This window comes from Thermodesulfobacteriota bacterium (genome assembly GCA_040755095.1).
Lineage (GTDB): Bacteria > Desulfobacterota > Desulfobulbia > Desulfobulbales > JBFMBH01 > JBFMBH01.
This window is the reverse complement of sequence record JBFMBH010000138.1, coordinates 1-11,565: the sequence shown is the minus strand read 5'-3', so window position 1 is coordinate 11,565 and position 11,565 is coordinate 1. Positions and strand designations below refer to the sequence as shown.

Sequence of the window (11,565 nt, the reverse complement as noted above, 5' to 3'; positions counted from 1 at the left end):
GAGAGCAGGATGCCCAGGCCCAGGAGCAGCAGCGCCAGGAGGGCGAGGCTCCAGGGACCCGGGCCGGGCACGGCCGGCGTCTGGGGGGACGAGCCGGGATCCAGCGGATCGCTGCCTGCCGTCACCTCGTCGCCGTCCGAAAACCCGTCGCCATCGGTGTCGGCCAGGCAGGGGCTGGTCTCGCCGCTGTCCACCACCCCGTTGTGGTTGGCATCCTCCACCCCGTCCGCCAGGCCGTCGGCGTCGGAATCGGGATTGCCGGGGCTGGTGCAGCCGGTCTCCAGCCGGTCGGGAATGCCGTCGCCGTCGGTATCCGGGTCCAGGAAATGGACCCTGGCATCGGCCAGGACCGGCGCCGGCTCCACGTTGCCATCGGCATCGGTGGCGAGGCTCAGGAATTCATAGAAGCCCGCGCCATGCGGATAGGCGAAGACGGCCGTCCAGGGCGCGGCGGCGTCCTGGGCAAGATCGATCCAGCCACCCCAGGCGAGTCCGTCGGCGGCGAAGCGGTAGCGGAAGTCGACCGTGGCCACGCTGCCGCCGCTGGCCCCGGTCTGGTAATCCACTTCCAGCACCGGCCGCAGGCTGGCGGTGGCATACTCCTTGGAATCGAAGGCGTAGCTGAGCGTGGTGGCGGAGCCCTCCACCTCGGGCTTCACCACGAGTGAAATGAGGTCATCTCCCGCACCCAACTGGGCCTGGAGAAAGGATGTGACGTCCCAGGTATACCAGACCGCGGTCTGGCCGGCCGCCAGGGTGGTGGTGGAAAGGGCCGAGTCCAAGGCCGGCTGATTGGCCCAGGTGAGGCCGTTCTCGGCCCAGGAATCGTCATTGGCGCCGTGGACGGCGGCGGCCAGCGCGGCCGCACCGGCCTTCCAGCAGTAAAGCTTGAGGCGAGCGCCGGTGACGGTGGCACCGGCTGGCACCAGGCCGGCGAGGTCGAAGCGCAGCCAGCTGCGCTCGTTGAGGTACGAGCCGGTGGCAGCGCTTTGCACGTAGAGGTAGGTGCGGCTGCCGTAGTTGCTCGCCGGAGAGCCCGCCACCACCTGGGCGTCGGCCACCGGGCCGGTGCTCACCGTCGCCGTGCCGCCTTCCACCGGGTCGGAGGCAGTGGCGGTCAGGACCAGGGGGGAGGAGGTCTGCTCTTCCGGCAGCACCGGATCGACCCGGGACTGGGGCGGATAGCCGCTGGTGAAGGCCACGGCCGCCGACCGGCAGCGGAAGCGGCGGCTGGTGTGCTCGTAGGTGTTGACGCCGGTCAGCTCGAGAAGGTCGCCGCTGTTGCCGGGCAGGGTCATGGCCGAGTGGCCGCCGGGCTGGTAGACGGTGATCTCCTGGCCCGCCGCGTCCCGCACCTGGGAGGCGCCGGTCTTCGTCGCGTAGAAGAGCACGAGATGGTTCTCGTGCTCTTCGTCCCAGAAGGAGGCGATGTCCGGCTGGTACTCGGGGCGGGCCAGGTCCGGATCGTGGCCGGTCACGGTCATTTCCTGACCGCTGGCCGTGATTCCCTCCTGGTCAACGAGCTGGGGGTTGCCGCCGTGGAAGCCGCCCTCCACCCGCACCTCGATGAGGTCGCCCGGGGCCAGCGCCCCGTCCTGAAAGCCGAGATGGCTGCGGTAGAGCATGCTCTCGGCAAACTGGTGCGCCGGGTTGATGGAGCCGCCGGCGTTGACGAGACCGGACAGGCCGTAGCCGCTACGGCGGGCCACGGTGTCGTCCGTGGCGGACAGCAGGCGGATGAAGGCCGCCTCGTAATAGGGCTCGCTCTCGGTGTCGGCCAGCATGGTGACCACGGCCCGGAAGCCGCCGGCCAGCTCGGTATCCAGATCGTAGCGGGGGCCCGGCGCCGGCATGGGATGATCGAGGTCGAACTGGCCGGTGTAGTCGATGACCGCCTGGCGGATTGAGACTGGGCTGGTCTGGCTGGGGAGGTATTCCGGGGTGGTATCGGTCCACGGACCCTGGTGCAGGTACATGTACTCGCTCACCAGGACCTGGTAGGTGCCGGCGAGGCTGATGGGCGTGCCCTGGTAGCGGATCTCCTGGATGATGCCATCCTCGGCGGTCACCAGCCAGTCCTGGGAGATGCTGGTGCCGCAGAAATCGTCTTCGATGAGGTCCCAGATCTCCTGACCGGTCATGACGATCCGGACCATGGCGTCGTCCTGCCAGGGGTAGGCTTCGTAGATCTGGGCAAAGGTGATGGGCCCGGCCGGCACGTCCCGGCGGATCCCGCCTCCGGACTGCATGGCCAGTTGGCTGGGGAAGCCCAGCTGGCCGGCTTTCCAGACCATGGCATCGCTGATCCAGGCGCCGGCGGTGTTGTCGCCGCTCCAGGGGTACTCGTTCATGGTCCACCACTTGTCCTTGTCCAGGCGCAGATCCACCGCCGAATAGCCGATCACCTGGTGGAGGCTGCCGGGCGGGCTTGCCGCCGTATACTCGGCCTCCAGGCTGGCCAGAAGGCCCAGCACCTCCGGGTCCGGCAAGAGGCCGGCGGTGCGGATTGGGTGCTGGACGGCCTGGACATACCTGCCGTCACCGGTCACCGTGAGCTCGCCCAGATACTGGAGATAGGAGGCCGCCTCGGCCACCAGGGTCTTGCCATGGAGCTGGGCTGGCTGCCAGACGGTCTCGGCCCAGCTGTGCCAATGGCCGGCGATCACCACCTCCGGCGGCCGCACGCCGCCGTCATCCCGCACCAGGGCATCCGGCCCGGCAACCACCCGGCTCTGGCCGATGTGGCTGAGCAGGATCACCACGGCGCAGCCCTGGCTGCGCAGCTGTGCCACCGCGTCCTTGAGGTCGATGGTGGCCGGATCCGCATCCTCCCACACCACCTTGACCACATCGATGAGGGCGTCGGTCTCCGGGTCCATGTACGAGGATTCGTCGTTGGTGTAGCCGATGATGCCCACCTGGGTGCCGTTCACCGTCACGGTCACGGATGGGGTGAAATATGGGCTCTGGGTGCCCTGGCTGCAGACATTGAGGGAGATGACCGGGTAGGTGGCGTGGCTCCTCAGATTGGCCAGCATCTCGCCGGTGCGGAGGTCGTGGTTGCCCACCACCGCGGCGTCGATCCCCCGGCCGCCCAGGGCTTTGAGCTTGGCGTCCAGGAGGTTGTAGAAGTCGACCATGCCGCCGTTGCCCCGGAGATCCCCCAGGGGACTGCCTTCCGAGATGTCGCCGGCATCGAGCACCAGGGATTCGGGATTGGCGGCCTTCCGGGCCAGGAGCTGGGCCGCGAAAGGGGCAGCACCGCCCACCTCCTCGAAGACCGGCTGGTCGTCGACGCCGGGCACATCGAGCTGGTGGCTGAAGAGCCGGGCATGGGCGTCGTTCATGTGCAGGATCGAAAAGCCGCCACCGGTGGGCCAGGAGCCGCTGTATTCGATCCGGAGGCGCGGCGCCCGGGCCGCGGAGGACTCCCGGCTGTCGAAGGCAAAGGTGCGCCAAGTGGTGTCCCCTTCGGTCACTGCCTTGACCACGAGGCTCGCCTGCTGGTCGCCGGCCTGCTGGGCCTGGACAAAGGCGGTGACGTCCCAGTCCAGCCATTCGTCCTCCGCCCCGGCCATGAGCAGCCGCTGGCTCAGCTCCGCGCCCACCGCCGGCTGGCTGCTCCAGGTGAGGGTGTCCTCCTGCCAGTCGTCGTTGGCACTGCCGTGCACGGCAGCCAGGAGGGTGTCGGCGCTGTCGGCGGTGGAGCAGAAGAGCCGCAGCCGGGCGCTGGTGATCACCGCCCCCGGGGGGAGCTGGCCTTCCAGGTCGAAGCGCAGCCAGGTCCGCTCATCGCGGTAGGCGCCCCCCGAGGCCGAGGCGACGTAGAGCGCTCCGGAAGAGCCGTAGCTCGTCCCGGGAAAGCCCAGCGCCACACCGGCGTCGGCAGCGGTGCCGATATCGACGGTCTCGGCCAGGGCACCCCAAGGGGCTGCAAGCAGGAAGGCGCAGCAAAGGGCGAGCGGCAGGATGCGGCGGGCGAGCATGGGAAGGCCTCCGAAAGACAGCCGGACAGGGCGGCACCACGCCAGCCCTGTCCGGCCGGGGAAGATCAGGGACCAGGCAGGTCTTCGGCTCAGGCCAGGCGCCGGCGCAGGCGGGCCAGCCCGGCCAGGCCGGAGCCCAGCAGCCAGACCGCACCGGGCACCGGCACCGCGCTGGTCTGGCCGGTGACGATGGTGTCGTAGTAGGTGACGCCGTCGTAGTAGTCGCCGACCCGGAAGGTGCCGGTGGCGGCGGTGGCGCCCGATCCACCCGCTTGGGTGTTGCCGACCTCGTAGAGGCGGATGAAGAACGAGCCGGTCACCGGTCCCAAAGGGGTGAGGTCGATCCGGCTGTTGACATAGGTGTTGGCTGGCTGGGCGGTCTGGAAGAACGAGGTCAGGTAGCCGTCCAGGGAGGAGTAGTAGCCGATGGTCCCGGGACCGGTGGACGAGGAGCGGGTTCCGATCCACAGCTCGTCCAGGCTAACGGTGTATCCCGGATCCACCTGAAAGCCGAACTGGACGAAGTCGGTCGCTGCGGTCCCCTCCCAGCCTTTGCTGTTGAAGGAGTTGCTGCCGGTGTTCCCGGTCAGTCCGGGACCCCGGGTCATGGTGGCGGCAGTGACGTGGCTGCTGCCGGCGCCCGGGGTGAAATCCTGGGCGCCCGGCTGCCCCGAATTGTCCCAGGCAGCGATGTTGCCCATGTCGGCGCCGGCGGGCAGGCAGGTGAAGAGGCTGGTGGCGACGACGGCGGCGGCAACGAAAAGGCTCTTCTTCATGGTCGACTCTCCCTTGGTGGCTGGCAGGCTTCAGTGGACAGGACGGACCGCGCAGGCTCGCGGCGTCCTTGTGGATGAGCGTCTGGCGCAGTCTTGGGAGGCGCAGATCAGGAAACGGTTACGGTACGGTTCCGATCCGGATAGAACGGCGGCCCGGGATCGCCGGCGAGATGGCGGCCGCGGTATTCACGAAAAACACATCAAAGCATAGCCAGTTCATAACAGAGACGTTCCATCTCTCCTCCCAATACGACGCCTTCATGGCAGACGGAACAGTGTTCTTCAAGTGGGCTTGGCCAGTCCGAGGCCAACCGCCTTGGCGCGGTGCGGGAAGAAACGACAGGAGGATCCGGTGCGAGCGTCTGCGTGCTCTTTGGTGGTGGTGGTGGCTGCGGTTGTGGTCCTGGGCCTCGCAGGCCTTTTCTGTCCTGTGGCCGCCTATGACGATGCGAAGCTCCGCCGGGCAGCGGAGTGGCTGGAGGACCGGCAGAATCCGGACGGAAGCTGGGGGGCACTGGAGGCCGAGCAGCTCGTCCATACAGCGGAAACGGTCCGAGCCCTGCGGGCGGCTGGCTACCAGCGGCAGGCCTACTACCGGGGCATCACTTGGCTCGAAGGTCATGGGGTGGGCAGCGTCGACCATGTGGCCCGCCGGGCTGCCGCCCTCGCGGAGCACGGCGACGACATCTCCGCTGCCCTTGCCCATCTGGCCACCCTGCAGGACGCCGCCACCCCGGGACGAGATGGCTGGGGCGCCAGTAGCGCCTATCTCGCGGAGCCCCTGGACACCGCCCTGGCACTGAGGCTTCTTGCTGGCGCGGGCTCCACGGCGGATCTGCAAGCGGGCATCGACTTTCTCAAGACCAGCCGGCTCGCCGGCGCTGCTGGTGGCTGGCCGGTGGGCTCGGCGGCCAGCACCGATCCCTTTGTCACGGCCACAGTGGTCGAGGCCCTGGTCAAGCTGCAAGGGTACGACCCCACCGTGGCCACGGCCATCGGCAACGGCATGAGCGCCCTGGCGGCCACGGTCAACAGCTCGTCCCCCACCCATCTCCAGGCCCTTGCTGCCTATGCCGCCTACGCGGCCCAGGACTGGACGCAAATGAGCCAGCTTTACGATCGCCTTGCGGCAGCCCAGGGCAGTGACGGCAGCTGGGGCGGCCGCATCTACGACACCGCCCTGGCGCTCCGGGCGCTGTACGCCGTGGCCGAGGTGGACGAGGAATGGCTGGCGCCGCACGCAGTCCCGGACCCACGGCTGCGGGCTGTCATCAATGCCACCCTGGGCCGGGCCGCCATGGACAGCTTGACCTGCAACGACCTGTGGTGGCTGAGCAGACTTGAGGCCTCAGGCTTGGGCATCAGCGACCTGACCGGCCTGGAGTGTGCTTACAACCTGGCCTATGCCGACCTGCGGAACAACACCATCACCTCCCTCGCCCCCATCGCCGGCCTGGGGATCACCGACCTGCGGCTGGATGGCAACCCCCTCGCAGGCTACGCCGTGCCGGCGTTGACGGACTGGGGGCTCGCCATCATGGCCCTGCTGCTCCTCGGCCTCGGCAGCCGGCGCTGGCCGGGAGCACGGACGAATGTCGAATAGAGAACAAGGAATGTCCAACCGCTCCCTCCAATCTTCAGGATTCCGTGTTGGCCATTCTGCGGCTCGTCTTTCAGGAAAAAAAAGATCCCCATCGTTGCGAGGAACGTCATGCGAAAAAGAGATCGACGCTTGGTAGCCGCCATCGCTGGCGTGCTTTTGCTGCTGCCGGCAATCGGCAGGGCCGAGACCGCCCCCCAGGAGCTGCCGGCCGCAACCCTGGAGCAGGTCAGGTCCGCGGGCCAGGCCTTGCTGAAGGCCAATCACTCCTTTGTCCCGGACCCGGCGCTGGCGCAGCAGCGCGAGGATCTTGCCAAGGCCCGGGAGCTCATTCTGGCCGTAAGCCGGCCCCAGCCACCGCCCACCCTCAAGCTCACCCCGGCGCCCGGGACGGCGGCGAGCCTCGACCGTGAGGCCCAGGCCGACGACGAACGGACCAGGACGCGAGCCGGCCAGGTGGCAGGGCTCCGGAAGGTCTGCTCCGCCATGGCGACCCGAGGCCGGAGTGTGGCGGCGGCATCGGCAGGAACCTCGAAACGGCTGGGACTCCGGACCGGAGAGCCGGTGCTGAGCCGTTTGGACAGCCTGCCGCAGGAGGTCGAGGCAGCCCTGGCCCTGCCACCCCATGAGCGGCAGGTGCGCCTGCGAGAATTGGCCCAGGAGCTGGAGATCCGCCCCCGGCCAGCCTCCTGGCAGCCACCGGAGCCCACCCCCACCATCACCACCCGCACCAGCCACCGCCGGCCCAGGGTCAGCCAGGAGAAATGACGCCATGAGCCCGAAGAGCATCCTGATCCTGATTCTGGCCCTGGTCGCGGTGCCAGCCGTCCCGGCGGCCGCCGGCCCCCTGGCAGAGACCCGGGAGGTCATCTGGTCCGGTGAAGGCGAAGCGATGGCTGCCAAGGCCGAGGAGCTGGGCTCGCCGGCGGCCATCTACGAGTTTGTCCGCAACAGCCACGAATACGCGCTCTACCACGGCTCCCGGTCCAACAGCATCAACACCTTCGGCGGCCGGCGGGGCAGCGATGTGGATATCGCCTCGGTGCTCATCGCCATGTACCGCTCCCAGGGGATCCCGGCGCGCTACGCCGTGGCCACGGTGAGCGCGCCGGCCGCCGGCGTCGCCAACTGGCTGGGGGTGAAGGACATCGATCTGGCCGCCTCGATCATGGACGACCAGGGGATCCAGCAGGTGGCCATGAGCCCGGACCGGCAGGCCATCAGCTTCGAGCATGTCTGGGTGCAGGTGCAGGTCCCCTACGACGACTACCGGGGCGCCGTCGCCTCATCGGTCAACTGCACCACCACCCCCGGCCGGTGCCGATGGATCGACGTCGATCCGTCCTACAAGCTGCGGGAATACCACAACCAGGGCATTGATGTGTATGGGCAGGTGAATTTTGATTACGAGCGCTATTACAACGCCATCAAGAACGATGATGCAGAATACCGGGACAAGAGCCCGCTGGAGATCTACGAAGACCAGATCCTGACCTGGCTGCGGGCCAATCACCCCGGCAAGACCCTGGAGGATGTCGCTGATCCCGGCAAGATCATTCCGGTGCAGGACGGGATACTGCCGGCGTCGCTGCCGTATCAGGTGGTGAGTGCTGTGCAGACCTGTGACTCAGTTCAAGAACATGACGAGGCGGGCGGCAAGGGCTGGGCCAAGTTCGTCCGAGTGCACTACGATCTTGGCGCCTTCGTCTTCTCCGGCGGTCTGGTGGGTCCGTTCCAGTTGTTGCCGGATTCGCCTCGCATCTCGCTGGCCGATCTTTCCACCAGAAGACTGACCATCAGCTACTTCGAAGGAAACGGTATTCCTGGCGATCCATTTCAGCATCATCAGATGACACTGCGGCTTGGCGGTGAGATCATCCATACGCCGGTTCTGATCGCCTTCGACAATGAGATCGCTGATTTCATCGGCAGGCTGTTCAATATCAGCATCAATCTTGATGGAGCCCCGGGGACCACAGCAGGAGAAGAAGACTCTGTTATTGATGTTGACTACCAGAACTTGATCTTTGGCGGATACTACCTGATCGGAACTGGCGGAGACTCTTCGAACTGGTCCCAGGTGCACAGGGCAGCGGAACTGCTCCTGAATGCGAATCTGCAATATCCGGTCGTTAATCTCGGTGACGTGCCGCACGTCGATCAGAACCGCAACGGATCGATCGAGGGGGGCGAGCCACGCCTCATTGATGACCCAGTGGCCCAGGACGCCCTCACCGGCGGTCTGTTGTACGTGGCCATGAGCCAGTATTTTGCCCGCTTCGCGGCCGACGTGCATCGGCTGGGCAGCCTGAATCACGTTGCTTCGCCCATCGAAGGCTTCGTGGGGGTCGTCAGCTCCACCCATGAAGTGGATTATCTGGGCGACACCCCCTTCTCTGTGATGCCAGGCGGGCTGCTTATCGACATGAAGGGACAGAAATTCACCGGGATTTGGCGAGTTGATGCCCCGGCCACGGCCGCCGACGAGCATTTCGAGCTGATTGGCCGCAACATGTCGTCACTGGAGCACGAGATCTGGCAGGAGCTGACCGGTTTCGACGCGGTCTCCACGGTGCGTGGCGTCCAGATGGCGCTGGCCAATGGCGCCCCCTTGCTCCTGCCGGCCAACACCGGTGCGGGAAGCAACATGGCGGCCCAGTACGCCGGGTTCGGCTTCACGGACACGGACCCGCCCGGATTTGCCACCTCGCCCCGGGATGTGTTCAGCACCCGGCCGGTGATCTGGACCGGCGCTGCGGAAACAACTATTGAATTCCTGAAGCGCCAAGTAGACAGTGGCTCCCAGGTCGCCGACCGTACCCGCTGGCAGTACGGCGTGTCGAGCTACCACGCCCAGTACATCAGCTGCATCGATTCCTGTGAAAACCAGCTCCGGGCCCTGCCCGGCGGCACCCAGCTCCAGGCCCAGTCACTCTGCAACCACGATTTCCCTGCCGGCACGGCCAGCCAGTTCCTTGTCTGGCTGGAGGACTATTACCTCCACACGGTCATTCCGGATTACATCGGGCAGGCCCTTTTCGACACCTTCGATCGCAACCAGGGCTTTGTGCCCACCGACTATGTCTACCGGGCCTACAACGCGAGCAACGACAACCATTCGGCCGAGCGGGTTCAGGTTATCCGCGATGATGTGATGATCGGCGAAAGACGCCTGTTCCCTGACGCTCAGGGTCAGATGACGCTTCCGGGCAGATGGGCCTATGTGATCCCTGGCCGGCGAACGAGCACCGGCTTCAACACCTTTTCCGTGTTCGTGGAGAAGATCAGCAACCCGACCGACGGGCATCTCGTCAGCCAAAGCTACTCCATCGCCAACGACTCCTTCACCGCCGGCGGTGGCTGGGTGGATGGCAGCCAGGCGTTGGAGGCGGCCTCCGTGCCCAGTGGCTCCCTCATCCAGCCCTCCTTCAACAACGAGGTCTTCACGGACCAGAGCCTGGTGGCGCAGACCAACAACGATCTGGTGCGGACGCCGTCCACCGCGGATCCGGTCTCGACCGTGACCGGCAACATGTATCACGACGAAACAGACCTCACGATCAGGGGCCGGGGCCTTGACTACGTCTTCACCCGCTCCTACAACTCGGCGCCGGCCCGCACGGACAGGGACGGGCCGCTGGGCTTCGGCTGGACCCATTCGTACGCCATGGAGCTGCGGTCCAACGACTTCGGCGCCTGCCCCAACTGCACCGCGGCCCAGGACGCGAGAAACGGCAACAGCATCACCTCGTCCATCACCTACGTCGACGAGCGGGGCGGTGAGCACACCTCCATCCTCAACGCCGACGGCTCGCCGACCCGCAGCGTGGCAGACAAGCCGCCGGGCGAGTTCGAGACCCTGCGGCTCAACTATCCCAGCGCCGGGGTGTTCACCCTCACCTTCCGAAACGGCGTGAGCTACGTCTTCACCGGCCCGTCCACCCTGGTCAACACCCCGGGCCAGACGGCGCGGCTGGCCATGATCGTGGATCCGTACGGCAGCCAGCTGGTCATGGGCTACGACGGCTCGGGCCGGCTGACCTCGGTTACCGACAACCTGGGGGTTCCGGGTCGCACCGGGCTGACCCTGACCTACCACGGCTCCACGCCGCATGTGAAGACCGTCGCCGACTGGACCGGCCGGACCTGGACCTACAACTACACGAGCAACAACCTCACCTCGGTCACCTCCCCCCTGAACAAGACCACGACCATCACCTACCATCCGGACAGCCATCTGCTCCACGAGATCATCCTGCCCGAGCTGCGGGACGGCCAACCGGTGAAGACCGCCTTTTCTTACTACCGCAACAACCGGGCCTTCCAGTACGCCAATGCCCTCCAGGGGACCGAGACCCTGGACTACGATCTTTATCGCCAGCGCACCCGGGTAACGGATCCACGGGGCTTCGTGCGCAAGCACTTCTACGATCCGGACAACGGCGCCCTCATCAAGCTGGAGGAGCCGGACGGCGGCATTCTCTTCTTTGGCAACAATGCCGATGGCCTGCGCTTTGCCAAGATCGACCCCCTGGGCTACGGCACCGTGTACTCCTATCGCCAGGACCGCGGCCTTCTGGGAGGGGCCAGCGACACCTTCGGCAACGTGACCCTGGAAAGCGATGCCCTGGGCAACCGGACAGAGTACGACTACAACTTCGATCTTTATGATCAGGTGACCCGCATCAAGGACAAGAACGGCAACGAACGATTCCTGACCTATTCCAGTACCACGGACGCCGGCACCTATGCGGTGAAGGGCCGGCTCCAGAAGGAAGAGGTCATGCTGGCCGGTGTCCGCACCCTGCTGGCCACGTACAACTATTACCCGGACGGCACCCTGCGGCTGAAAGACGAGCGTATCGACCCGGCGCAGCCGAGCCGGCGGCGGTACACCTTCTTCGAATACGAGGCCAACGGCCTCAACCTCCAGAGGAAGACGGTCTGGGGCAACACCGGCGGCGGGCCGGTGGTCTTGGAGTACACCTACGACGCCCTGGGCCGGCTGGAGACCGAGACCCTCACTCGCCGGACCTCGGCGGTGGACGAGACGCCGGTGGCACTCACCACCACCTTCGGCTACGATGCCCTGGACCGGGTGACGCACGTGACCGACCCGGCCGGCACCATCCGGGAGACGATCTTCGACGCCAACGGCCAGGTCTATCAGGAGAAGGTCCACCACAGGCAGGCGGACGGCACC

5 protein-coding genes are annotated in these 11,565 nt (G+C 66.5%); 3 read left to right on the top strand and 2 right to left on the bottom strand.

Annotated features, from left to right (window positions below; genetic code table 11):
• Together AB1634_16385 and AB1634_16380 are read right to left on the bottom strand one after the other, a co-directional pair.
• The coding region (locus tag AB1634_16385) for a DNRLRE domain-containing protein (GenBank protein ID MEW6221093.1) at positions 1-3,986 on the bottom strand (3,986 nt) is incomplete at its 3' end.
• A gap of 89 nt (positions 3,987-4,075) precedes the next feature.
• The gene (locus AB1634_16380) at positions 4,076-4,762 is read right to left on the bottom strand and encodes a VPLPA-CTERM sorting domain-containing protein (protein ID MEW6221092.1); all 687 of its coding nucleotides are present in this window, start codon (positions 4,760-4,762) and stop codon (positions 4,076-4,078) included.
• A 352-nt stretch (positions 4,763-5,114) separates the two neighbouring features.
• On the opposite strand from AB1634_16380, the gene AB1634_16375 reads away from it, so the two are divergent.
• The 3 genes from AB1634_16375 to AB1634_16365 form a co-directional block, all read left to right on the top strand.
• Positions 5,115-6,365 (top strand): hypothetical protein, encoded by a 1,251-nt coding sequence (locus AB1634_16375; protein MEW6221091.1) that lies wholly within the window; start codon positions 5,115-5,117, stop codon positions 6,363-6,365.
• Between the two features lie 129 nt (positions 6,366-6,494).
• A complete protein-coding gene (locus tag AB1634_16370; GenBank protein ID MEW6221090.1) occupies positions 6,495-7,130 on the top strand; it encodes a hypothetical protein in 636 nt (211 codons plus the stop codon).
• A gap of 4 nt (positions 7,131-7,134) precedes the next feature.
• Positions 7,135-11,565 (top strand): DUF6531 domain-containing protein (locus AB1634_16365; GenBank protein ID MEW6221089.1); only part of this gene is annotated, 4,431 nt, incomplete at its 3' end.

What these genes read in the sequence shown, in the direction of transcription:
- AB1634_16380 (MEW6221092.1), bottom strand. Translation starts at nt 4,762, where the DNA reads ATGAAGAAGAGCCTTTTCGTTGCCGCCGCCGTCGTCGCCACCAGCCTC.